Source organism: Mesorhizobium sp. P2_F5, assembly GCF_056403715.1.
This window is the reverse complement of the sequence record NZ_JBFUEY010000006.1, coordinates 154,820-178,448: the sequence shown is the minus strand read 5'-3', so window position 1 is coordinate 178,448 and position 23,629 is coordinate 154,820. Positions and strand designations below refer to the sequence as shown.

Sequence of the window (23,629 nt, the reverse complement as noted above, 5' to 3'; positions counted from 1 at the left end):
GCAAATGAAGATCCTTGTGCCCGTGAAGCGGGTTGTGGATGCGAACGTCAAGGTTCGCGTGAAGGCTGATGGTTCGGCGGTTGAGCTCGCCAACGTCAAGATGGCGATGAACCCGTTCGACGAGATCGCGGTGGAAGAGGCGCTCCGGCTGAAGGAAGCCGGCAAGGCCGAAGAGATCATCGTCGTTTCGATCGGCCCGCAGCAGGCGCAGGAAACCCTGCGCACCGCGCTCGCCATGGGCGCCGACCGCGCCATCCTGGTCAAGACCGACGAACAGACCGAGCCGCTCGGCGTCGCCAAGGTGCTGAAAGGCGTCGTCGATGCCGAACAGCCCGGCCTCGTCATCCTCGGCAAGCAAGCAATCGACGACGATTCGAACCAGACCGGCCAGATGCTGGCCGCTTTGCTCGGCTGGGCGCAAGGCACCTTCGCCTCCAAGGTCGTGCTCGACGGCGATAAGGCCAAGGTGACGCGCGAAGTCGATGGCGGGCTGCAGACGGTGGAGCTGAAGATGCCGGCGATCATCACTGCCGACCTTCGCCTCAACCAGCCGCGCTACGCCTCGCTGCCCAACATCATGAAGGCCAAGAAGAAGCCGCTCGACGAAAAGAGCCCGGCCGACTACGGCGCCGACGTCAAGCCGCGCCTGAAGGTGCTCAAGACCGAGGAGCCCAGCGGCCGCAAGGCGGGCGTCAAGGTCAAGAGCGTCGCCGAACTGGTCGACAAGCTCAAGAACGAAGCCGGCGTGTTGTAAGGCTGGGAAGGGATAAAAACATGACCATTCTCCTCATCGCAGAACACGACAACGCAAGCCTTTCCGACCAGACCGCCAAGGCGCTCTCGGCCGCCCTGCAGATCGGTTCGGACGTGCATGTACTGGTTGCCGGCAAAGGCGCCAAAGCCGCTGCCGACGCCGCCGCCAAGCTCAAGGGTGTGAGCAAGGTGCTGCTGGCGGAAGCCGACGAACTGGCCGAGCGCCTCGCAGAGCCGACGGCCGCTCTGGTTGTTTCGCTCGCCGGCGCCTACGACACGATCATCGCGCCGGCGACGTCGTCGGGCAAGAACGTCGCGCCGCGCGTGGCGGCCCTGCTCGATGTCGCGCAGGTGTCGGAAATCATCGAGGTGGTTTCGCCTGACACCTTCAAGCGGCCGATCTATGCCGGCAACGCCATCCAGACGGTGCAGTCGAGCGACGCCAAGAAGGTGATCACCGTGCGCACCGCTTCCTTCCACGCGGCGCCTGAAGGCGGTTCGGCCGCGGTCGAGACCGTCAAGGCAGCGGCCAACCCGGGTCTGTCCACCTTTGTCGAGAACAAGCTGTCGGATACCGACCGTCCGGAGCTGACCTCGGCCAAGATCATCATCTCGGGCGGCCGAGCGCTCGGCTCGGCGGAGAAATTCCAGGAAGTCATCCTGCCGGTCGCCGACAAGCTCGGTGCCGCCGTCGGCGCTTCCCGCGCCGCCGTCGATGCCGGCTACGCGCCGAACGACTGGCAGGTCGGCCAGACCGGCAAGGTCGTGGCTCCCGATCTCTACATTGCGGTGGGCATTTCCGGCGCCATCCAGCACCTTGCCGGCATGAAGGATTCGAAAGTTATCGTCGCCATCAACAAGGACGAGGAGGCGCCGATCTTCCAGGTTGCCGATTACGGCCTGGTCGGCGACCTTTTCGTCATCCTGCCGGAGCTGCAAAAGGCGCTTTGACGCTTTCTGCCAAAGCGTATTAAATTGTGAGAGGGTGGGGTAGACGAAGCTGCCCCACCCTTTTAGTTTGCACTGCACAAAAAGCAGGCCGCAAAGGCCTTTTCGACGGGATCGCTGCAAATGGCCAAGATCGAGACGATCGGCATTATTGGCGCCGGCCAGATGGGCGGCGGCATCGCGCATGTGTCGGCGCTTTCGGGCTACAAGGTGCTGATCTACGATGTCTCGCCCGACCGGATCGAAAAGGGCATTGCCACCGTCAGCGGCAACATGGCCCGCCAGGTCGGCTCCGGCAAGCTTGACGAAAAGCTGCGCAACGATGCGATGGCGCGCATTTCGGCGGCTCCCACGATGGCCGATCTCGCTGGTGCGGATCTGGTGATTGAAGCGGCGACCGAGGACGAGACCGTCAAGCGCAAGATCTACGCCCAACTCTGTCCGCAGCTCAACCCGGAAGCGATCCTGGCGACCAACACGTCGTCGATCTCGATCACCCGGCTGGCGGCGCAGACCGACCGGCCCGAGCGCTTCATCGGCATACATTTCATGAACCCTGTGCCGCTGATGAAGCTGGTCGAACTGGTGCGCGGCATCGCCACCGAGGACCAGACTTTCGAGGCGGCCAAGGCCTATGTGAAGCAGCTCGACAAGACGATTACCGTCTCGGAGGATTTCCCCGCCTTCATCGTCAACCGCATCCTGCTGCCGATGATCAACGAGGCGATCTATACGCTCTATGAAGGCGTCGGTTCGGTCGACGCCATCGACACTGCCATGAAGCTCGGCGCCAACCATCCGATGGGGCCGCTGCAGCTCGCCGATTTCATTGGGCTCGACACCTGCCTGTCGATCATGCAGGTGCTTCATGACGGCCTGTCGGATTCGAAGTATCGCCCCTGCCCGCTGCTGGTGAAATATGTCGAGGCCGGCTGGCTCGGCCGCAAAACCGGGCGCGGCTTCTACGACTATCGCGGCGAACACCCGGTCCCGACGCGCTAACCACCTGAACGAAAAGTCAGCGCGGCTCTCAGGACGCCGCCGCCAGCGGTGGCTCGGCTTGGCCGCCTGACCCGTTGTCGTCAGGCGCCACGGAAACACAGCCGCGGCCGGCGGCCTTGGCCGCATAGCAGGCAGCATCCGCCCGGGCGATGATCTCGTCGACCTCGCCGCTGCCGGCGTGAATCGGCGCCAGCCCGATGCTGGCGTCGATCGCATGCGGCCGGCCCTCCCAGTTGAACTGCAGGCTGCGAACGGCGTCGATGATCGAGCGTGCGGCAATCCTGGCGCCGGCGCTCGAGCCGGACTTCAGGATGACCGCAAATTCGTCGCCGCCGAGGCGGGCAACGATATCCTCCGGCCCCAGCGCACCGCGAACAGCCTCGGCAACCCGCTTCAGCAGGGCATCGCCGGCGGCGTGGCCACCAGTGTCGTTGACCAGCTTGAAGTGATCGAGATCGATGAACATGAAATGATGCTCACCCGCCGGCCTTTTCGCGCTAGCCTTACGGCTCTGGTCGACCAGTTCTTCCATAGTGCGGATGAAGCTTGAGCGGTTGGCAAGGCCGGTCAGCGCGTCATGCGCGGCGGCATAGGCGAGCTGGCGCTGCAAGGCGCGCGCATCGGTGAAATCCTGGAATACGATGACCTGGCCGCAGAACTCCTGGCGGTCGTTCATGATCGGCGACACGACCTGGCGGATGCTGCAGCGCGTGTCGTCGCGGCGGATGAGGACGGCGCGGCTGTTCTGGTCGGCGGGGCTGGCGCCGCCGAGCGCCGGCCGCGTCATGCCGATCCGTTGCCCGGTCTCCTCGTCAACCGCCCAGTAGACATGGCCAAGCGTCTTGCCGAGCGCCTCTGCGCCTGGAATGCCCGTCAGCTTTTCGGCGATCGGGTTCATGAAAGTGATGCGGTTGGCGGCATCGGTGCAGATGACGGCGTCGCCGATCGACTGCAGCGTCACCCTCAACCGCTCCTTCTCGTCCGCCAGCGCCGCCGCCGACACAATCAGGCTTTCCTCGGTCTGCTTGCGCTGGGTGATGTCGGTCAGGCTGCCGATGGCCCTGATCAGGCGGCCCTCGCTGTCGCGTTCGAGCGTCTTGCCGCGATCGAGGATCCAGACCCAGTGTCCGTCCTTGTGGCGCATCCTGAATTCGGCTTCGAAAAACGGCGTCTTGCCCTCCAGATGAGCGCGATCGGCCTCGGCCACCTTCTCTTGGTCGTCGGGATGGATCATCGTCAGCCAGCGGTCGGGATCGCCGTCCAGTTCGCCATCGGCATAGCCCAGCATCGTCACCCAGGTGGCGGAGTAGGTGGTGCCGCCCTTGCGCATGTCGAGATCCCAGACGCCTTGTCCGGCACTGGCCAGGGCAAAGTTCCAGCGCGTTTCGGCTTCGGCTATGCGCGCCTCGGATTGCTTGCGCGCGTCGATATTCTCGATCTGCGAGACGAGGTAGAGCGGGCGACCGCTCTTCTCGTCGCGAATGACGGAACCGGCAAGATGCGCCCACACCGGCGTGCCGTCCTTCTTGAGGTAGCGCTTTTCGAAGTGGAAGGCGTTGACGGTGCCCGCCCGCATGCCGTCCATCGTCTCGCGGCCGATCTGCACATCGTCGGGATGCGTGATCTGGAAGAAGGTCAGCGCCTCGATTTCTTCCTTGCTGTAGCCGAGCATGGCGGCGAAGGCCGGATTGGTTTCGTGGATGCGGCCGTCGAGGCCGACAATGGCGATGCCGATCGCCGAATCCTCCATGGCGCGGCGGAAGCGCTGCTCGCTCTCGGCAATCTGCCGGCGGTCGTCCAGTATCCGGTAGATGAACAGGGCGGCGAGCATCAGCGCCACGGCGGCGACCGGCACCGATATCAGCAGGCAGAGCTTGAGCACTTCGGCGCTGACGTCGAGCCACGACAGCAGCATCGCCACCACGGCAGCGCAAAATCCGCCGGCCGCGAGCACCAAAGCCACGTGACTGTCAGCCCGCAGGCTTTTTCGTTTCCATCGCGTCACTGTGCATGCCACCCCGTGCGCAACACATTTCTGCGGAAAACCTTGGATGATCGATTTTAAGGAAAGGTTTCGCCGGAGCCATCGGCAACACGGTTAACCCGCAAACAATTGCCGGCATGATTAAGGATCGGTGATCATTGCCGGCGATTGCAGGCCTGCTACCAGCGGACGAAGAACCGTCCCCCGAGCGCGCCGAGCCCGGCGAGGACGGCGATCGCAAGCGTATACCAGGTGGCGACGAAAAGCGGCGAATCGTCGAAGCAGTGCGCGGCGTAGAAGGTCGCCGCCAAGCCGCCGGCGAGCAGACCCGCGACCGCGCCGGCAAGCACCGGCCGCGTCGGCGCGCCATAGCGCAGCATCCACAGGAAGACGGCAAGCGGCCCGATGCCGATCAGCGGGATGAAGCCCATGCAGATCATCATGTTGGAGCCGACCATGCGCGTGCTCCACATCGGCTCCGGCACCATGAACAGTTCGAGAGCCACAGCCACGGCCACCAGCAGCGGTGCAGCGGCCATCCAGGCGGCGGTTCTCGCTGTCGAAGCGCCCGGTGTCGACAGTGCCCGGATCAGTGCGAAGGCTGTGGTGGCCAGCACCAGCGTGAAGACGAATTTCGCCAGGAAGCGCACCGTGTGCATGGCGATCATGATGTCGGGGCGCGGGCCGATGGTGAGGAAGAAGACGACCGCGGCGATCACCGCAGCCGCAGCCGCAGCCATCCACCAGGCCGAGCGCAGCGGCATCGCCTTGCTGCGCACGTCAGCGTCGAGTGCCTTGATGAGATCCTCGGTTCTCATGTCATTGCCGCCCGAAGCGTTTGGCGATCGCGGCAAGCCCGCGATGCAGTGACACCCGCACCGCCGTCTCGCTGACGCCGAGCTTGGCAGCCGTCTCGCCGATCGAGCGGCCATCGACCGATATGGCCGAGACCACCGACCGCTGCGCCGGCGGCAGGCCGTCCAGCGCGCGATTGATGTCGCGTTCGCTGACCGTCTCGGCTTCCGGCTCGGCAAAGGTCTCGGCGATCTCGTCGATCTCGATCTCGATGCGCCGCCCGCGCCGCCGGAAGGCATCGATCAGCTTGAAGCGGGCAATCGCATAGATCCACGGCAACACCGGCGCGTCCTGGCGCCAGGTATGCCGTTTCACATGAATGGCCAACAAGGTTTCCTGCACGACATCCTCGGGATCGACCCCGCCCTGTACGATCTTGCGCCTGACAAAGCCGCGAACCAGCGCGGCGATCCGGTGCAGAAAGTCGGCGTAAGCCCTTTCATCTCCCGCGATTGCGGCCCGCATCAGCCGGGAAAGCTCGGCCTCATCCTTGCCGCTCACAAGAGTTCACTCCCCGATCTTCGCGCTTCGGTGCTGATTTGTTACGTGGCCAACGAAATAATGTCCAAGCCAAAGTGCCGCAAAATCACGAAAGTTTGCAGGGGCGGCGACCGATTGAAGCAGCCGGTCAATGTTGACTATGATGATCAGGTATTGGTAGGAGCAGGCGTGCAAAACCAGAACCGCCGAGATTGAGGATGACGCCATGAAATATGCTCTTTCCACCCTGGTCGGCGCCACCGCGCTGGCAATCAGCCTGATCGGCGGCCCGGCAATGGCCGCGGACGCCGGCATTATCGTCTACAATGCCCAGCATGAAAGCCTCGCCAAGGAATGGGTCAAAGGCTTCACCAAGGAAACCGGCATCAAGGTCACGCTGCGCAATGGCGGCGACAGCGATTTCTCCAACCAGATCGTCGCCGAGGGCGCTTCTTCGCCGGCCGACGTGTTCCTGACCGAGAACTCCCCGGCCATGACCCTGGTCGAAGCTGCGGGCCTGTTTGCGCCCGTCGATGCTGATACGCTTGCCCAGGTCCCGGCTGATTACCAGCCAAGCAGCGGCAAATGGGTGGGTGTCGCGGCGCGCAGCACCGTCTTTGCCTACAACAAGACCAAGCTCACCGCCGACCAGCTGCCCAAATCGATGCTCGATCTCGCCGATCCGAGCTGGAAAGGCCGCTGGGCCGCTTCGCCCTCTGGCGCCGATTTCCAGGCCATCGTAAGTGCATTGCTCGAGCTCAAGGGCGAAGCCGCTACCGCCGACTGGCTGAAGGCTATGAAGGCGAACTTCACCGCTTATAAGGGCAACAGCACGGTGATGAAGGCGGTCAATGCCGGCGAGATCGAAGGCGGCGTCATCTACCACTATTACTATTTCGGCGATCAGGCCAAGACCGGCGAAAACAGCAAGAATGTCGAACTGCACTATTTCAAGAACCAGGACCCGGGGGCCTTCGTCTCGATTTCCGGCGGCGGCGTGCTGGCCTCGAGCAAGCATCAGAAGGAGGCCCAGGCGTTTCTGAAATGGGTGACCGGCAAGGGCGGTCAGGACGTGTTGAAGACCGGCACCTCCTTCGAATACGCGGTCGGCAAGGACGCTCAGTCCAACCCGAAACTGGTGCCGCTGGTCGATCTGCAGGCGCCGAAGGTCGACCCAGCAAAGCTGAACTCCAAGAAGGTGACCGATCTGATGACGGCAGCCGGCTTGCTTTAGTCTGGGTTCGTCCTAAAAGGGCAACGATTGCGCTCCTGCGGGGCTTTCCGCAGGAGCGCTCTGTTTTCGAGATGGCATCGTCCATGACGACACATTGCGTTTCCGGCCGCGCCTGCGGCGCCCCCGCCCCGGCGGCAGTGGCGCGGTCGAACTGATGCAATCTGCGGTCGATCTCGCACGTTCAGGCCCTGCAGCCGGGCGGTCGCGCCACCGACAACCCATGTCCTGGATCGCGCTTGCCGCCATCATCGTGTCGCTGCTGTCGCTGCTGCCGCTTGCCTTCATCATCTGGACCGCGGTGCAGACGGGCTGGGACACCGTCTCGGCCCTGGTCTTCCGGCCACGCGTCGGCGAACTCCTGGTCAACACCGTGCTGCTGGTAGCGCTCACCGTGCCGATCGCCATCATGTTGTCGATAGCGCTGGCCTGGCTGACCGAGCGCAGCGACTTGTCCGGCGCCAGGCTGTGGGCCTGGCTCGCGGTGGCGCCGCTCGCTATCCCCGCCTTCGTGCATTCCTACGCCTGGATTACCCTGGTGCCGGGACTGCACGGCCTGTGGGCCGGCGTGCTCGTCTCCGTCATCGCTTATTTCCCGTTCCTCTATCTGCCGATCGCGGCCGCCCTGCGCCGGCTCGACCCTGCTTTGGAAGACGCAGCCGCAGCGTTGGGCCTCGGACCGTGGCGCGTATTCGCACGTGTCGTGCTGCCGCAGCTCAGGCTCGCCATTTGCGGCGGCGCGCTGCTGGTCGGCCTGCATCTGCTTGCCGAATATGGCCTCTATGTCTTCATCCGCTTCGACACCTTCACCACGGCGATCGTCGACCAGTTCCAGTCGACCTTCAACGGCCCGGCCGCCAATATGCTGGCCGGCGTCCTGGTGACCTGCTGCTTCGTGCTGCTCGCTCTGGAGGTGCTGGTGCGCGGCGAAGAACGCTATGCCCGCGTCGGCTCAGGCGCGCCGCGCCACCGGCAGCGCAGCAGGCTCGGACGCGCCACGCTGCCCTGCCTGGCTCTGCCTGCCATCACCACGCTGCTCGCCATTGGCGTGCCCTTCGTCACCATCGGCCGCTGGCTGGTCGCCGGCGGCGCCGATGTCTGGCGGTTCGACGAGATCGGCCTGGCGCTTGGCCAGACGCTGTTCCTGGCGCTCGCCGGTGCCGTGCTTGCGACCATCGCCGCCATGCCGATGGCCTGGATCTCGATCCGCGCGCCGGGGCCGCTGCAGCGGTTGCTCGAGGGCTGCAACTACATCGTTGGTGCGCTGCCTGGCGTCGTCATCGCGCTGGCGCTCGTCACCATCACCGTCCGCATCGCCATGCCGCTCTACCAGACGCTGTTCACCATCCTGGTCGCTTATGCCCTGATGTTTCTGCCGCGCGCGCTGATCAGCCTCAGGGCATCGATCGCGCAGGCGCCGGTCGAGCTCGAACGCGCCGCAGCCAGCCTTGGCCGGCCGCCGCTGAAAGCGCTGTGGTCGACGACGATCCGCCTGTCGGCACCAGGTGCCGCGGCCGGCATGGCGCTGGTCGCGCTCGGCATCATGAATGAACTGACCGCCACCCAGATGCTGGCGCCCAACGGCACCCGCACACTGGCCATGGCGTTCTGGTCCTACAGCGGCGAGATCGACTATGCCTCCGCCGCCCCTTATGCCTTCATCATGGTGGCGATGTCGCTGCCGCTGACCTGGCTGCTCTATGTCCAGTCGAAACGGATGGCCGGACGATGAGCTTTCTCGAAATCAGCGGCCTCACCAAGCACTACGGCCCGGTCGCCGCCCTTGCCGGCATCGACCTCAGCGCCGCCAGCGGCAGCCGCACCGCGATTGTCGGCCCCTCCGGTTGCGGCAAGACGACGTTGCTGCGGCTGATCGCCGGCTTCGAAGCGCCGGACCAGGGCCGCGTCATGCTCGACGGTGAGGTGCTGGCCAATGGCGGCCATGCCGTGCCGGCGCATCGGCGTGGCATCGGCCTCGTAGCGCAAGACGGCGCCCTGTTCCCGCATCTCAGCATCGCCGACAATATCGGCTTTGGCATGGCCCGCGGCGAGGACCAGCGCGCCGAGCGCATCGCCGATCTCGCCTATACGGTCGGGCTCGACAAGGCGATCCTCAAACGCCGTCCGCACCAGCTCTCCGGCGGCCAGCAGCAGCGCGTGGCGCTGGCGCGCGCCATGGCGATGAAACCCAGGCTGATGCTGCTCGACGAGCCGTTTTCGGCGCTCGACACCGGCCTGCGCGCCTCGATGCGCAAGGCAGTCGCCGAATTGCTCGAAGCCGCGGGCATCACCACCATCCTGGTCACCCACGACCAGGCCGAGGCGCTGTCCTTCGCCAGCCAGGTCGCGGTCATGCGCGACGGAAAGTTCTCGCAGATCGGCACGCCGCGTGAACTCTATCTGCAGCCGAAGGACCGCATGGTCGCCGAGTTCCTCGGCGACGCCATCATCTTGCCGGCGAAGATTTCAGGCGGCTTTGCCACCTCCTCGCTCGGCCGCATTGCCGTCGACTCGAAGGAGCGCCGCGACATCGCCCGCATCATGCTGCGACCGGAGCAGGTGCAAGTGAACCGCACGTCGCGCGAAGGCATGTCGGGCCCGCCGGGCACGATCTTCGCCGAGGTGACGGAATCAGAGTTCGCCGGTTCGATGTGCACCATTGCGGTGCGGCTGTTGAACAACCCCGATCCACCTGATGCTGCGGCAATAGGCAACACGCCGCTGATGCTCCGCAAGCCGGGTATCGACGCGCCGGCCGTCGGCGAGATCGTACGGCTGACCGTCTCCGGCAAGGCGCATGTGTTCGTCTAAAAGCAATTCCAGGAAAAGTGTGAAGCGGTTTTCCCGGGAAAAGCGTATAGCGCTTTCCCTAGGGAATTGTGGCAAACGAGGATTCCTACCCAACCCTCTGGCCCGTCGCCGGTGACCAGAGCGGCCAGTTCTCAAGGAAGTCGTTATTGTGCACGACCAGCCGTCGGGCGGCAGCGTCGATGAGCACGATGCCGTAGGTCGGCGGCGCCTGCTCGATCATCTCCTCGCCGACGAGGTCGAGCATGAAACGGGCATGCAGGCCACGCTGCGCGGTGAACGGAATGCCTCCGATCGTGCCGGCAATGTCGCGATGGACATGGCCGAAGAAGATGTGGCCGACATTACCGTGGCGTGTCAGCACATCGAGAAAGCGCTGCGGCTGTTCCAGCCCGAGCGGATCGAGCAGCGGCAGGCCGAGCTCGACCGGCGGATGATGCAGGAAGATGTAGGCCTGCCGTCCCGCCGCCTCGCCGAGCCGCGCGTCGAGCCAGGCCAGCCGCTTGTCGCAGAGTTCGCCGGTGACACGGCCTTCGGCCAAGCTGTCCAGGAACAAGAGCGATGCCTGGGGCGTGTCGAAGACCGACTGCACGAAGCCATTGTCGTCGGTCGGGTTTTCGGGAAAGGCAGCTATGAGATTGGCGCGCCTGTCGTGGTTTCCCGGCAGCAGCCGGTACGGCAGCGAAAGCCGGCTCAAGGCCGATTTGAGATCGGCATAGCTCTCGGGCGCTCCGGTCTCGGTCAGGTCGCCGCTGAACACGCAAAGGGCGGCATCGTCATGGCGGGCATTGATGTGGTCGATGCAGCGGTCGAGCCGTTCATGCAGGTCGACGCCGTAGCGGATCTCGCCGCGCCGTCCCAAATGGACATCGGTGACCTGGATGATCTTCATGTGACTTTTCCTTGGGAGACTGCTTTGCCGTCCGCCCTGAGCGGACGGGAAGGCACTTGCCGATGGCCTGTAAGAATCAGAACACCGGCTCCGGCACCGAAGCCTTGAACACGTCGAGCCGGGCTCCGGTCTCGGACGAGAAGAAGTGCAGGTCGGTTTCGGCAAACTGCAGGCCGACTGCGCTGCCCGGCACCGGATGCACGGTCTCCGACGTCACCACCGAGAACGCTGCGCCGTCGAGATCGACATAGACCACACGGCCGGCGCCGAGTTCTTCGACGAGATCGACGGTCGCTTCCAGAGCGCCTGGCGTGCCGGGCGCGACCAGGCGCACGGCCTCCGGCCGGATGCCGACCGCGACCTTGCTGCCGACCGGCAGGCCCGTGCGCGAAACATTGAGCTTGCGGCTGTCGCCAAGCAGCGACAGGCCGTCGAGCGTCACCGTGCCTTCGAGCATGTTCATTGCCGGCGCGCCGACGAAGGTGGCGACAAAACGGCTCGCCGGCCGGCTGTAGACTTCGGCCGGCGTGCCGACCTGTTCGATGCGGCCGCCATTCATCACCACCAGCTTGTCGGCCAGCGTCATCGCCTCGACCTGATCGTGGGTGACGAACACGGAGGTGGCGGCGAGCCGGCGATGCAGCTTGCGGATTTCCGAGCGCATCTGGACACGCAGCTTGGCGTCGAGATTGGACAGCGGTTCATCGAACAAAAACACCTTCGGCTCGCGGATCATGGCGCGGCCCATAGCGACGCGCTGGCGCTGGCCACCGGATAGCGCCATCGGCTTGCGGTCGAGCAGATGTTCGAGCTCCAGCGTGCGGGCAACCGCCTGGATGCGCTGGGTGCGCTCGGCGGCGGGAACGCCCGATACTTTCAGCGAATAGCCGATGTTCTGCGCCACGCTCATATGCGGATAGAGGGCGTAGTTCTGGAACACCATGGCGCAGCCGCGCTCGCGCGGTTCGAGCTTGTTGACGACGGTGCCGTCGATGGCGATCGTGCCGCCCGAAATGTCCTCCAGCCCGGCGATCATGCGCAGCAGTGTGGACTTGCCGCAGCCCGACGGCCCGAGGATGACGACGAACTCGCCAGTGGCGATGTCGAGATCGACGCCATGCACGACCTGCATCTTGGCGTAGCTCTTCGTGACGTCGCGAATGGTGATGGAGGCCATTGGCCGTCTCCTTGTTATTTTTCGGTGGCGATCAGGCCGCGCACGAACCAGCGCTGCATGGCGACAACGACGATCAGCGGCGGCAGCATGACGATAAGCGTGCCGGCCATGGCGATGTTCCATTCCGGTATGCCGCCGACATTGGGAATGAGCTGCTTCAGTTCGGTCACCGCCGTCGCATGCGACTGGTCGGTGGTGATGAGCAGCGGCCACAGATACTGGTTCCACGCCCACAGGAACATGATGGTGCCGAGCGCGGCCATGTTGTTGCGCGACAGCGGCAACAGGATATCGATGAAGAAGCGCAGCGGCCCGGCGCCGTCCATGCGCGCGGCCTCGGTCAGTTCATCGGGAACGGTCAAGAAGAACTGCCGGTAGAGGAAGGTGCCGGTGGCCGTGGCGATCAGCGGCAGGATCAGTCCGGTGTAGGAATTGAGCAGCCCGAGGCTGAGCGAAACCTGGACGCCCGACACCTTCTCGATCAGCCAGGTCAGGCCGGTGATGTCGAGGATGGTCTGGTAGGGCGACAGCACGTTGGCGACAACCGCATAGGTTGGCACGATGCGCACTTCCAGCGGCAGCATCAGGGTTACGAAGATCAGCCAGAAGATGAAGGTGCGGCCGGGGTAGCGGAAATAGACGATCGAGAAGGCGGTCAGCGCCGAGATGATCACTTTGCCGGCGGCGACGCCGGCAGCCATGATGAAGCTGTTGAGCAGCTTCGGCCCGAGGTCGGCCGTCGTCCAAGCCGTCTTGATGTTGAGCCAGAAGTCGTTGCCCGGCAGCAGCGACATCGGCACGTCGTTGACGTCCTTGAGGTTGTGCGACGCGGCGATGATCACGACCACGAACGGCGCGATGCAGAATACGAAGCCGACGAACAAGATCACATGCGTGAAGAAATTGAGGAACGGGGTGCGCTCTACCATGTCCGCCTCACCTGTAGTGCACGCGCCGCTCGATGAAGCGGAACTGGAAAATGGTCAGCACGACGATGAGCAGCATCAGGATGATGCTCTGTGCGGCGGCGCCCGAATAGTCGAGCCCTTTGAAGCCGTCGGAGTAGATCTTGTAGACCATCAGATTGGTGGCATTGGCCGGACCGCCCGAGGTCATGATGTCGACGATACCGAAGGAATCCTGGAAGCTTTCGGTGATGTTGATGACAAGTAGGAAGAAGATCGTCGGCGTGATCAGCGGGAACTGGATGTCCCAGAAGCGCCTGATGACGCCTGAGCCGTCCATCGCCGCCGCCTCGATCAGCGAACGCGGTATGGCCTGGAACGCCGCCAGGAAGAAGATGAAGTTATAGCCGACATACTTCCACGAAAAGGCGACGATGATCGACGCCATGGCGTCGGTGCCATCGAGACCGGGATCCCAGAAGCCCGGCCAGACCTGGTTGACGACGGCCATGAAGCCAGCTTCCGGTGCCAGGATGAAGCGGAACGCCATCGCCAGTGCGGGTGCGGCGATGCCGTAGGGCCAGATCAGCACCACGCGATAGAGGCGCGAGCCGGCAAGCTGGCGGTCGGTGAGCGCGGCGAGCACAAGCGCGATGAACATCGCCAGCCCGGTGCTGATGCCAGCAAAGATGAGGCTGGCGGTGATCGAATTCCAGTAGTCGGCGTTGGACAGGATCGAACGGAAATTGTCGAGCCCGACCCAGATGTTGCCGCCGCCCCAGGGCTGCTGCAGCGTCAGTGACCAGTACACGGCCTGGCCGGCCGGCCAGTAGAAGAAGGTGAAAATCAGCAGGAGCTGCGGCACCGCAAAAAGGATGCCGATAGTCCACCTGCTGAAGGTAACGCGTTTTTCCATCGGTCCGCCGACGCCCGCCTGACAGCTGGCTTAGAGCAAGGTGAGGTTAATAACGAAATGGCCGCCCGTCGACCCTAGCATGATGCTCGGAAAGTGACGGGCGGCCCTGAAGTCCTCAGGCGATCAGGGCAGGGTCTTGCCCGGATAGGTCTGCTGGAAGCGGTCGAGGATGGCGTCGCCATTCTTGACCAGCGTGTCGAGGCCTTCCTGGACGCTGACCTTGTTGGCGAAAATGGCCTGCATCTGGGTGCCGAACTCGGCGCGGATCTGGGTGAAGTTGCCCAGGCGGATGCCGCGGGTGATTTCGGTCGGCTCGGACGCGGTCAGGCTGGCGATCGCGGTTTCACGGCCCTTGTAGGGCGCCTTGTCGTAGAAGCCTTGGCCCTTCATGTAGTCGAAGCCCGACTTGGTCACCGGGATATAGCCGGTGTTGGTCGACCAGAACAAAGCCGTCTTGGGGTCGTGGATGAAGTTCAGGAACGCGGCAGCGCCCTTGTATTCGGCGTCCGACTTGCCGGAGAGCACCCACAGCGACGCGCCACCGACGAGCGAGTTCTTGCGCTCGGTACCGGCATAGACCGGCAGTTCGGCGACATCCCAGTTCATGCCTTCCTTCTGCGTCTTGCCGACGGTGCCGTGGTCGCCGACAGAGGTCATGATGACCTGGCAGGTGCCGGAGGCGAAGGCCTGGACCATATCCTGGCCGAGATCCTTGGACTTGATCTTGATCAGGCCGGCGTCATACCACTTCTTCAGATCGGTGACGTACTGGACGAACTTGGTCTTGTTGACTTCCAGACGCGCGTCGAGGCCGTCATAGCCGTTGTTCTTGGTCGCGATCGGCTGGTTGTGGATGGCCGAGAACTGCTCCATCAGCTGCCAGCTTTCATTGGCCGAGATGTTGATCGCCATCGGGCATTCATAGCCGGCGTCCTTCATGGCCTGCAGGTCGGCGCCGACATCTTCCCAGGTCTTCGGCGCCTCGGTCTTGCCGATCTTGGCGAAGGCGTCCTTGTTCCAGTACATCAGCGCCGTCGAGGAATTGAACGGGAACGACAGCATCTCGCCCTTCGACGTCGCGTAGTAGCGGGCGATGCCGGGGAAATAGTCGGCGTAGTCGATCTTGTAGCCGTTTTCTTCCATCAGTTTGTCAGCGGGCTTGTAGGCGCCCGACAGCATCATGGTGGCGGTGCCGACGTCATAGACCTGAACGACGGCGGGCTGCTTGCCGGCGCGGAAGGCGGCGATGGTGTTCTGCAGCGTGGCGTCGTAATTGCCCTGGCTGGTGCAGACGACTTCATAGTCGGCTTGCGATGCGTTGAAGTTCTTGCACAGCGTATCGACAACGCGGGCGAGGTCGCCCGACAGGCCGAACCAGAAATCGAATTTGACCGGTTCCGCGGCGGCCGGCTGCGCCAGCGCGATGCTGAAGGCGCCGGCGGCAAGGGCAGCTAAGCCCTGCTTGAAGATCGACATGGATTTTATCCCTCTTGAGTGGCTGATGACATCAGGCTTTGCGCAAGTCCCTTGCCGCTCTCATAGAGAAGGTATGTGACAGTTCTGTTGTGCCCTTTTCGGGCCTGTGGACAGCCGGTCTCTCCTCCTCGACGGCCACGCCGGCATGAAACCGTCACATCGGCGCTCTAGGTAGCTAGGGCAGGTCGGAATGGCGTAAAGGCCCCGCCGCAACAATGATTAACCGGCTAATATGTCCGGTCTTGTGACGAGGTGGAGACACGAATGCTGGTCCAGCAATTGACGCATGTGCCCGCCGCCGACCGCCAGGCGATGAGCGAAGGCCCGCGTGACAGCGCCACCCATTTGCGTCACGCGGCCACCATTCCGGCGCTCGGCCAGATCGAGATCGGCGGCAAGGCGTCGCGCGAAATAGCCGGCGACACCCTGAAAGTGGTGGCCTGGAACCTCGAGCGGAGGATCGCCGCAAGGTACAACCCGAAAAACCCGCTGTAGTTGTAGTGCGCATAACCGATTCTTCAAGCGCCCCGTACTAATCAGGTCGACGGCTTGATTGCTGCGGGAGAGCAGGTGGGGCGAGATGCTGACGGTCTATAATTGCATCGTGCACGAGCACGATCTGAGACTGGTCTCACTGGCAGCCCTTATTTGCGGTATTTCCTCCTTCTCGGCGGTCAATCTGCTTCGCCATGTCGACCGCTCAAGCGAGCGCAACCGCTATACCTGGCTGATGATATCGGCCACTTCCACCGGCTTCGGCATCTGGGCGACGCATTTCATCGCCATGCTTGCCTTTTCTCCGGGAATCCCCAACGCGTACAATGCGGAAATGTCAGCAATTTCGCTCGCCGGTTCCGTCGCCCTGACAGCCGCCGGCATGTGGATCGCCACCTTACGCCGGGGCATCGACTACGCTCTGGTCGGCGGCGCGGTCCTCGGCGCCGGCATCGCCGCCATGCACTATATCGGCATGGCCGCTTTCGAGGTCGAAGGACGCATTGTCTGGAATCCGCTGCTGGTCGCCGTCTCGCTGCTGGCAGGCGTCACCCTCGCCGCGCTGGCGCTGCTGGTCGGGCTGCGGCGCCCATCCATGCAGGCGACCATCGCCGCCGCCATCCTGTTGACGCTGGCGATCTGCACCCTGCACTTCATCGCCATGGCCGCAGTGTCGATCTTCCCGGACTCCTCCATCGAAATATCTGAGTTCACGGTCCAACCGGTGTCGCAGGCCTTCGCCGCCGCGGCCGTCAGCCTGGTCATTCTTGTGCTTTCAGCGGCAGCATTGTGGATCGACTTGCGCTTCCGTCGGCAGAAGCTCGAGGCCGAGCGCATGCACGGCTTGGCCAACGCCGCCGTCGAGGGTCTGATCGTCTGCGACGGCGCCCGCATCGTCAGCGCCAATGACAGCATCGCCGCCCTCACCGGCATGGCGCCGGAAGCACTGAATGCGATGCTGCTCGGCGACCTGTTCGGCGAACGCACCGCGGCCAGCATGTCCGACTGCATCGGACAGGCACAGGAAGCCGAGTTGAGAAGCCATGACGGCACCGCCATCCCCGTCGAACTGATCGCCAGGAGCATCGACTATTGCGGCAGGCCGCACAGCGTCGTCGCAGTGCGCGACATCCGCGAACGCAAGAAGGCCGAGCAGGAGATCCTGCGCCTCGCCCACTTCGATCCGCTGACCGGGCTCCCCAACCGCCGCAGTTTCTCCGGCCGGCTCGAGGCTGAAATTGCCGCAATGGACCGCGGTGGCAAGGGTGGGCATCTTGCGCTGCTGCTGCTCGACCTCGACCGCTTCAAGGAAGTGAACGACCTGTTCGGGCACGGCGCCGGTGATGCCATGCTGCAGAAGGTGGCGCTATGCGCCTCCGCCGTGCTCCGCCACGGACAGATGCTGGCGCGTCTCGGCGGCGACGAGTTCGCCATCATCGCCCCGAACCTTTCTGATCCGCAGGCAGCCGGCCGCATCGCCGAGGCGGTGCTGGCGTCGATGCGCGAGGAAAACCGGCTGTCGGCCGGTGGCGGCCTGGTGTCGGCCAGCATCGGCATTGCACTTTATCCGCTCGACGCCGACGAGCCGACAGCCCTGGTCAGCCACGCCGACACCGCGCTCTATCGCGCCAAGGCCGAAGGCAAGGACACCTACCGTTACTTCGAGGCCTCGATGGGCGCCGAGGCGCGCGACCGGCGCGTGATGGAGCACGAACTGCGCCAGGCCATAGCGCGCAATGAGTTTCGCCTCGTCTACCAGCCGCAAAAAGAGATCAGCAGCGGACGGATGGTCGGGTTCGAGGCGCTCATCCGCTGGCGCCATCCGCAGCGCGGCGACGTGTCGCCGGCGACCTTCATCCCGGTGGCCGAAGACAGCGGCGTCATCATCCAGATCGGCGAATGGGTGCTGGCGACGGCCTGCGCCGAGGCAGCGCGCTGGAAGAACCCTCTCACCGTCGCGGTCAATGTCTCGGCTGTGCAACTCCACAACCCGAATTTCAGCCGCAAGGTGCATGAAGTCCTGCTCGGCTCCGGCCTGACGCCCGGCAGGCTCGAACTCGAGATCACCGAAACGGCGCTGGTCAAGGACATGCCGCGCGCGCTGGCCACCTTGCGGCAAGTCAAGGCGCTGGGCGTGCGTGTGGCGATGGACGATTTCGGCACCGGCTATTCCTCGCTGTCCAACCTTCGCGCCTTCCCCTTCGACAAGATCAAGATCGACGGCTCGTTCATCAAATCGGTCGACAGCAACGGCCAGGTGGCCGCCATCGTGCGCGCCGTGCTGGGGCTTGGCCGCGGTCTCGGTCTGCCGGTTCTGGCCGAGGGCGTCGAGACGCTGGGCGAACTGAAATTCCTCGACGCCGAGGCCTGCGAGATCGGCCAGGGCTATTATCTTGGCCGGCCGAGCCCGATCGAGAACTTCAGCGAACTGACCGGCGTCACCGCGCCGGCGACTGAGGACTACGCCCCGATCAAACAGCGCGGCGGCAGCATCCTGATGCTCGAACCGGCGGCGGCCCTTCGCTCAGCCTAAGGGGCGAGCGCTGCCTCGACCAGCCGCTTGGCATCCGGTCCCGACCATTCGGCCGGCCCGTTCATATGCGCGACCAGGCAGCCTTCGCCGTCGATCAGCATGGTGACAGGGAGGCCGAGCGCCAACCCGCGTGTCTTGACGTCGTTGAACAGCGCCAGCGTCGAATCGCGGTAGTAACCGAGCTTCTCGATGCCGATGTCGCCAAGGAATTTCTTCGGCTTCACATCATCGCCGGCATCGACATTGACCGCGATCACCTCGAAGGCATCGCTGCCCTTTTCCTTCTGCAGCGCATCGAGCGCCGGCATTTCGGCGCGGCAGGGCGCGCACCATGTCGCCCATAGATTGAGCAGCACCGTCTTGCCGGCGTGGTCGGCGATGGTCATCGGCTTGCCGTCCGGCCCGTTGAAGGCAAGGCTTTTCAGCGATTGCGGCGGATCGGCCGGCAACAATGCCGCGACCTGGCCGGTGGCTGCGGCCGCAACCTTCTTGGCGCGGTCGCTCTTGGCGGCGCAGGCGACGTCGTCCTTGCTGCCGCCGGTGGCAGCTTGCGCTGGCGCACTGCCGGAGGCTGCGTTGTTGCCAGAACCGCTCTCGCTGACATATACCGCGACCGCGCCCGCCAACACGCCCGCCACCAAGGCCGCAAGGATCAGGCGCGGGGCCGGGAAGTATCTATTGCCATTTGCCATTATTCTAAAACTGCTCCGGAGCACGGGTTATAGCGATGAGCGACAAGAAGGCCAGCAACCAGATGTGGGGCGGACGTTTTGCCTCGGGTCCGGCCGCAATCATGGAAGCGATCAACGCGTCGATCTCGTTCGACCGCAAACTTTATGCACAGGACATAAGGGGTTCGATCGCTCACAGCGAAATGTTGGCTGAAACGGGCATTATTTCGACGACCGATCAAGAAAAAATCGCTCACGGCCTGAACACGATCCTGAAAGAGATCGAAGCCGGCACGTTCGAATTCTCGACCAGGCTTGAAGACATTCACATGAATGTCGAGGCGCGCCTCGCCGATCTGATCGGTCCGGCCGCCGGCCGCCTGCACACCGCCCGCTCGCGCAACGACCAGGTCGCGGTGGACTTGAGGCTCTGGGTCAAGGACGAGTGTTTCCGGGTCGCCGAGGCGCTTAAGGGGCTGATCGCTGCCTTCCTCGAACGAGCCGAGGAGCATGCGGCAACCGTGATGCCGGGCTTTACCCATATGCAGGCGGCGCAGCCGGTGACCTTCGGCCACCACTGCATGGCCTATGTAGAGATGTTTTCGCGCGACCTGTCGCGCGTCCGCGACGCCATCGAGCGGATGGATGAAAGCCCTTTGGGCGCGGCAGCCCTTGCCGGCACCAGCTTCCCGATCGATCGCCACAAGACTGCCAAGGCGCTCGGCTTCCGCGAGCCGATGCGCAATTCGCTGGACAGCGTCTCCGACCGCGATTTCGCGCTGGAGTTCTTGAGCCTGGCAGCGATCTGCGCCACGCATCTGTCGCGGCTCGCCGAAGAGATCATCATCTGGTCGACGCCGCAATTCGGCTTCGTCAGGCTGTCGGACTCTTTCTCCACCGGCTCCTCGATCATGCCGCAGAAGAAGAACCCGGATGCCGCCGAACTGGTGCGCGGCAAGACCGGCCGCGTCACCGGCCATCTGGTCGGCCTGCTGACGGTGATGAAGGGCATGCCGCTGACCTATGGCAAGGACATGCAGGAAGACAAGGAATCCGTCTTCGATGCCGCCGAGACGCTGGACCTGATGCTGGCGGCGATGACCGGCATGGTGCGCGACATGACGGTGAATGCCGCCGCCATGAAAAAGGCCGCAGGCTCCGGCCACGCGACCGCGACCGACCTTGCCGACTGGCTGGTGCGTACGCTGGGCCTCCCCTTCCGCGAGGCGCATCATGTCACCGGGCGCGCCGTGGCATTGGCCGAAGAGAAGAAGGTGAGCCTGGAGAAGCTGTCGCTGGAGGATCTGCAGTCGATCAACCCCGGCATCACCCAGGACATCTTCTCGGTGCTGGCGGTGCAGAATTCAGTGAAGAGCCGCACAAGCTTCGGCGGCACTGCTCCCTCGGAAGTCAGGAAGCAGATCCGCACCTGGAAAAAGCGCATCGCCAAGGCATAATGCCGGATATTGCGCGGCAATATCCGGGGTGCAATGCGCCGAAAACTCGGTTAAAAGCGGCAGCACATAAAAGTTTCGGACGGATGGATCGATGACCGCACGCAGGATTTTGGTGACGCTGACGCTGCTGACGGCGATGGTCGCCGTGACCGCCTGCGGCCGCAAGGCCGGTCTCGACACGCCCTATGAAGCAGCCGTCCAGGCGCGCAAGGACGCCGAGCGCGCCAAGCAACCCGTGCCGCCGGAGCCGGAAAAACCGGTCGTGGACAAGAAGTTCATCCTCGACCCGCTGCTCTAGAGCCGATGAGACCGGCTTGGTCTTTCTAAACCAGGTCTCGTGCTCCAACTTCCGGAAACACTCTCGTGAACCATTTCGATTACCGCGACGGCGTACTCCATGCCGAGGACGTGGCGATACCAGACATCGCCGCAAGCGTCGGCACGCCGTTCTATTGTTATTCGACGGCAACTCTGACCCGGCATTTCCGCGTCTTTGCCGGGGCCTTCGCCGGGCTCGACACGCTGGTCTGCTACGCTTTGAAGGCGAATTCCAACCAGGCGGTGCTGCGCACGCTGGCAAGGCTCGGCGCCGGCGCCGACACCGTCTCGGAAGGCGAAATGCGCCGCGCGCTCGCCGCCGGCATCCCGGCCAACAAGATCGTGTTTTCCGGTGTCGGCAAGACCGCGCGCGAAATGGATTTCGCGCTCGAGGCCGGCATTCTCTGCTTCAACGTCGAATCCGAGCCGGAGCTGGAATTGCTGTCGGCCCGCGCCACAGCACTCGGCAAGGTGGCGCCGGTCTCGCTGCGCATCAACCCGGATGTCGACGCCAAGACCCACAGGAAGATCTCCACCGGCAAGGCCGAGAACAAGTTCGGCATTCCGTGGCAAAGGGCACGCCAGGTCTATGCCCGCGCCGCCGGTCTGCCGGGCATCAAGCCCATTGGCATCGACACCCATATCGGCAGCCAGATCACCGAGTTGCAGCCCTTTGACGACGCCTTCGCGCTTCTGGCGGAACTGGTCGGCGCGTTGCGCGGCGATGGCCACGCCGTCGAGCACGTCGATCTCGGCGGCGGCCTCGGCATTCCTTACCGCACCGACAACAGCCCGCCGCCTCTGCCCGATGCCTATGCCGAGATCGTCAGGAAGCATCTCACCAAGCTTGGGGTAAAGGTGATGTTCGAGCCGGGCCGGCTGATCGTCGGCAATGCCGGCATCCTGGTCTCGGGAGTGATCTTCGTGAAGGAAGGTGACGCCAAGAACTTCCTCGTCGTCGACGCCGCCATGAACGATCTGATCCGGCCGACGCTCTACGATGCCTTCCACGACATCAAGCCTGTGGTGCAGCCGCCGGCCGACACGCCGCGCATGGCGGTCGATGTCGTCGGCCCGGTCTGCGAGACCGGCGACTATCTCGGCCTCGACCGTGACCTGCCCCGGCTGAAGTCTGGTGACCTGATTGCCGTCTCGACGGCCGGCGCTTATGGCGCGGTGCAATCCGGCACCTACAACACAAGGCTTCTGGTGCCTGAGGTACTGGTCGACGGCGACCGTTTCCATATCGTGCGCCAGCGCCAGACCTATGACGAACTGATCGGCCTGGATTCAGTGCCCGACTGGCTGAAATAGAAGCCGCCGTGCCGGCTGCGCTACAGCCGGTTCTGGATGAGCATCCTTGTGTCGGCGATCCTGTCCTCGTCGCGGCGGTAGAACGTCCATTGCTTGATGCGCTTGGGGCGCAGCAGGCCGGCCTGGGTAAGCACGCGCATATGTTCGGACAGCGTCGCCTGCGTAATGCCGAGCTTCTCCGCGATCAGCAGCGCGCAAACGCCGTCTTCGACCAGATCGCCGTCTGCCTGGGCCGGAAAATGCGCCCGCGGATCCTTCAGCCAGTCGAGGATCTGCAGCCTGCGTTCGTTGGCGATCGCTTTGAAGACATCAACCTCTTGCATTTAGCCATTTTGCCAAGTTACTAATTGCTGTCAATCCCAAGGAGATGGTCATGACGAACGGCAACAGCATCACGCGCGAACGCATTGCCGCGATGGAACCGCGCATCCGCCCCTATGTCAGACACACGCCGGTGCTGCGCGTCGACATGGCCGATTTCGACCGAACACCGCTGGCAGTCGATCTCAAGCTCGAATGCCTGCAGCATTCCGGTTCGTTCAAGGCGCGCGGCGCCTTCACCAATCTGCTGGAGCGACCGGTCCCCGAGGCTGGCGTCGTCGCGGCATCAGGCGGCAATCATGGCGCCGCCGTCGCCTATGCCGCCATGCGGCTCGGCCACAAGGCGACGATTTTTGTCCCCGAAGTCAGCCCGCCGGCCAAGCTGCAGCGCATTCGCGGCTACGGCGCCGAATTGATCGTCGGCGGCGCCCGCTATGCCGAGGCGCTGGCCGCCAGCGAGGCTTTTGCCGAAAAGACCGGCGCGCTGCAGATCCATGCCTTCAACCAGGAAGAGACGCTGGTCGGCCAGGGCACGCTCGGCCTCGAGATCGAGCAAGATCTGCCTCAGATCGACACGCTGCTGGTCGCCGTCGGCGGTGGCGGCCTGATCGGCGGCATCGCCGCCTGGTTTGCCGGCCGCATCAGGATCGTCGCCATCGAGCCCGAGGGCGCGCCGACACTGCATCGTGCCTTCGAGGCCGGCCACCCGGTCGACGCGCCCGCCGAAGGCGTCGCCGCCGATTCGCTTGCGCCCAAGCGCGTCGGCGAGATGATGTTCCCGATCGCCGAGGCCTTTGTCGAACGCTCCATCCTGGTCACCGACGACGCCATCATCGCCGCCCAGAAGGCGCTGTGGGAGCGGGTACGGATCATCGCCGAGCCGGGCGGCGCCGCTGCCTTCGCAGCCCTTTTGTCCGGCCGCTACACGCCGGCGCCAGGCGAACGAATTGCCGTCCTGGTCTGCGGGTCAAACACCGATCCGGCGAAATTCTGATTCTTGCATCGACTGAATTGCCGGTGGAAACCCGCCAAAGCTCTTCAAGTTTTCCGGAACCGCCTCGCCTTTGCCGTGTTTGCTGGTAAACTTCCGCTT

At 64.0% G+C, this 23,629-nt stretch carries 22 protein-coding genes; 12 read left to right on the top strand and 10 right to left on the bottom strand.

Features of this window, described 5'->3' with window-relative positions:
- Nucleotides 1-4: 4 nt before the first annotated feature.
- From AC1DYO_RS11510 to AC1DYO_RS11500, 3 genes are all read left to right on the top strand, one after another.
- Nucleotides 5-754 carry an electron transfer flavoprotein subunit beta/FixA family protein gene (locus AC1DYO_RS11510; protein WP_023671670.1) on the top strand — a complete coding sequence of 250 codons (750 nt, stop codon included), beginning with the start codon at nucleotides 5-7 and terminating at the stop codon, nucleotides 752-754.
- A gap of 20 nt (nucleotides 755-774) precedes the next feature.
- Nucleotides 775-1,704 carry an electron transfer flavoprotein subunit alpha/FixB family protein gene (locus AC1DYO_RS11505; RefSeq protein ID WP_477263212.1) on the top strand — a complete coding sequence of 310 codons (930 nt, stop codon included), beginning with the start codon at nucleotides 775-777 and terminating at the stop codon, nucleotides 1,702-1,704.
- 120 nt (nucleotides 1,705-1,824) lie between these two features.
- Nucleotides 1,825-2,703, top strand: coding sequence for a 3-hydroxybutyryl-CoA dehydrogenase (locus AC1DYO_RS11500; protein WP_477263210.1), 879 nt, complete (start codon nucleotides 1,825-1,827; stop codon nucleotides 2,701-2,703).
- Between the two features lie 28 nt (nucleotides 2,704-2,731).
- Here the strand turns inward: AC1DYO_RS11500 and AC1DYO_RS11495 are convergent, their stop codons facing one another.
- The 3 genes from AC1DYO_RS11495 to AC1DYO_RS11485 form a co-directional block, all read right to left on the bottom strand.
- Nucleotides 2,732-4,666 carry a PAS domain S-box protein gene (locus tag AC1DYO_RS11495; RefSeq protein ID WP_477263208.1) on the bottom strand — a complete coding sequence of 645 codons (1,935 nt, stop codon included), beginning with the start codon at nucleotides 4,664-4,666 and terminating at the stop codon, nucleotides 2,732-2,734.
- 200 nt (nucleotides 4,667-4,866) lie between these two features.
- Nucleotides 4,867-5,505 (bottom strand): NrsF family protein, encoded by a 639-nt coding sequence (locus AC1DYO_RS11490; RefSeq protein ID WP_477263206.1) that lies wholly within the window; start codon nucleotides 5,503-5,505, stop codon nucleotides 4,867-4,869.
- Nucleotide 5,506: 1 nt separating this feature from the next.
- Complete coding sequence (locus AC1DYO_RS11485) at nucleotides 5,507-6,043, bottom strand: sigma-70 family RNA polymerase sigma factor (RefSeq protein ID WP_142866419.1); 537 nt, start codon at nucleotides 6,041-6,043, stop codon at nucleotides 5,507-5,509.
- A 205-nt stretch (nucleotides 6,044-6,248) separates the two neighbouring features.
- Here AC1DYO_RS11485 and AC1DYO_RS11480 point away from each other — a divergent pair, with 205 nt between their 5' ends.
- From AC1DYO_RS11480 to AC1DYO_RS11470, 3 genes are all read left to right on the top strand, one after another.
- Nucleotides 6,249-7,256 (top strand): iron ABC transporter substrate-binding protein, encoded by a 1,008-nt coding sequence (locus AC1DYO_RS11480; protein ID WP_477263204.1) that lies wholly within the window; start codon nucleotides 6,249-6,251, stop codon nucleotides 7,254-7,256.
- A gap of 154 nt (nucleotides 7,257-7,410) precedes the next feature.
- A complete protein-coding gene (locus AC1DYO_RS11475; protein ID WP_477263202.1) occupies nucleotides 7,411-8,985 on the top strand; it encodes an ABC transporter permease in 1,575 nt (524 codons plus the stop codon).
- Complete coding sequence (locus AC1DYO_RS11470) at nucleotides 8,982-10,064, top strand: ABC transporter ATP-binding protein (RefSeq protein ID WP_477263200.1); 1,083 nt, start codon at nucleotides 8,982-8,984, stop codon at nucleotides 10,062-10,064. Before AC1DYO_RS11475 ends, AC1DYO_RS11470 begins: the two co-directional genes overlap by 4 nt.
- An 85-nt stretch (nucleotides 10,065-10,149) precedes the next feature.
- On the opposite strand, the gene AC1DYO_RS11465 is transcribed toward AC1DYO_RS11470, so the two are convergent.
- From AC1DYO_RS11465 to AC1DYO_RS11445, 5 genes are all read right to left on the bottom strand, one after another.
- Nucleotides 10,150-10,953, bottom strand: coding sequence for a phosphodiesterase (locus AC1DYO_RS11465; RefSeq protein WP_477263198.1), 804 nt, complete (start codon nucleotides 10,951-10,953; stop codon nucleotides 10,150-10,152).
- A gap of 76 nt (nucleotides 10,954-11,029) precedes the next feature.
- Nucleotides 11,030-12,130: a sn-glycerol-3-phosphate ABC transporter ATP-binding protein UgpC gene (gene ugpC, locus AC1DYO_RS11460; RefSeq protein ID WP_477263196.1), complete on the bottom strand. Its 1,101-nt coding sequence runs from the start codon at nucleotides 12,128-12,130 to the stop codon at nucleotides 11,030-11,032.
- A gap of 14 nt (nucleotides 12,131-12,144) precedes the next feature.
- Nucleotides 12,145-13,059 (bottom strand): ABC transporter permease subunit, encoded by a 915-nt coding sequence (locus tag AC1DYO_RS11455; RefSeq protein WP_181061801.1) that lies wholly within the window; start codon nucleotides 13,057-13,059, stop codon nucleotides 12,145-12,147.
- 7 nt (nucleotides 13,060-13,066) lie between these two features.
- Nucleotides 13,067-13,951, bottom strand: coding sequence for a carbohydrate ABC transporter permease (locus AC1DYO_RS11450; RefSeq protein ID WP_477263193.1), 885 nt, complete (start codon nucleotides 13,949-13,951; stop codon nucleotides 13,067-13,069).
- A gap of 123 nt (nucleotides 13,952-14,074) precedes the next feature.
- Nucleotides 14,075-15,427, bottom strand: coding sequence for an extracellular solute-binding protein (locus tag AC1DYO_RS11445; protein ID WP_477263191.1), 1,353 nt, complete (start codon nucleotides 15,425-15,427; stop codon nucleotides 14,075-14,077).
- Between the two features lie 264 nt (nucleotides 15,428-15,691).
- On the opposite strand from AC1DYO_RS11445, the gene AC1DYO_RS11440 reads away from it, so the two are divergent.
- Nucleotides 15,692-15,922 (top strand): hypothetical protein, encoded by a 231-nt coding sequence (locus AC1DYO_RS11440; protein ID WP_477263190.1) that lies wholly within the window; start codon nucleotides 15,692-15,694, stop codon nucleotides 15,920-15,922.
- A gap of 85 nt (nucleotides 15,923-16,007) precedes the next feature.
- Entirely contained in the window at nucleotides 16,008-18,455 is a 2,448-nt protein-coding gene (locus tag AC1DYO_RS11435) for a bifunctional diguanylate cyclase/phosphodiesterase (RefSeq protein ID WP_477263188.1), read from the top strand.
- Here the strand turns inward: AC1DYO_RS11435 and tlpA are convergent.
- Nucleotides 18,452-19,147: a thiol:disulfide interchange protein TlpA gene (gene tlpA / locus AC1DYO_RS11430; RefSeq protein ID WP_477263186.1), complete on the bottom strand. Its 696-nt coding sequence runs from the start codon at nucleotides 19,145-19,147 to the stop codon at nucleotides 18,452-18,454. The genes AC1DYO_RS11435 and tlpA overlap by 4 nt on opposite strands.
- Nucleotides 19,148-19,182: 35 nt before the next feature.
- Between tlpA and argH the strand changes: the two genes are divergently transcribed.
- The 3 genes from argH (at nucleotide 19,183) to lysA (ending at nucleotide 22,215) form a co-directional block, all read left to right on the top strand.
- Nucleotides 19,183-20,583: an argininosuccinate lyase gene (argH, locus tag AC1DYO_RS11425; RefSeq protein WP_477263184.1), complete on the top strand. Its 1,401-nt coding sequence runs from the start codon at nucleotides 19,183-19,185 to the stop codon at nucleotides 20,581-20,583.
- 91 nt (nucleotides 20,584-20,674) lie between these two features.
- Entirely contained in the window at nucleotides 20,675-20,881 is a 207-nt protein-coding gene (locus tag AC1DYO_RS11420) for a hypothetical protein (protein WP_112562243.1), read from the top strand.
- A gap of 65 nt (nucleotides 20,882-20,946) precedes the next feature.
- Complete coding sequence (lysA, locus tag AC1DYO_RS11415; RefSeq protein WP_477263182.1) at nucleotides 20,947-22,215, top strand: diaminopimelate decarboxylase; 1,269 nt, start codon at nucleotides 20,947-20,949, stop codon at nucleotides 22,213-22,215.
- A 20-nt stretch (nucleotides 22,216-22,235) separates the two neighbouring features.
- On the opposite strand, the gene AC1DYO_RS11410 is transcribed toward lysA, so the two are convergent.
- Nucleotides 22,236-22,538 (bottom strand): ArsR/SmtB family transcription factor, encoded by a 303-nt coding sequence (locus AC1DYO_RS11410; RefSeq protein ID WP_477263180.1) that lies wholly within the window; start codon nucleotides 22,536-22,538, stop codon nucleotides 22,236-22,238.
- A gap of 50 nt (nucleotides 22,539-22,588) precedes the next feature.
- Here AC1DYO_RS11410 and AC1DYO_RS11405 point away from each other — a divergent pair, with 50 nt between their 5' ends.
- On the top strand, nucleotides 22,589-23,530 hold the full coding sequence (locus tag AC1DYO_RS11405) for a threonine/serine dehydratase (protein WP_477263178.1): 942 nt from the start codon (nucleotides 22,589-22,591) through the stop codon (nucleotides 23,528-23,530).
- Nucleotides 23,531-23,629 lie beyond the last annotated feature (99 nt).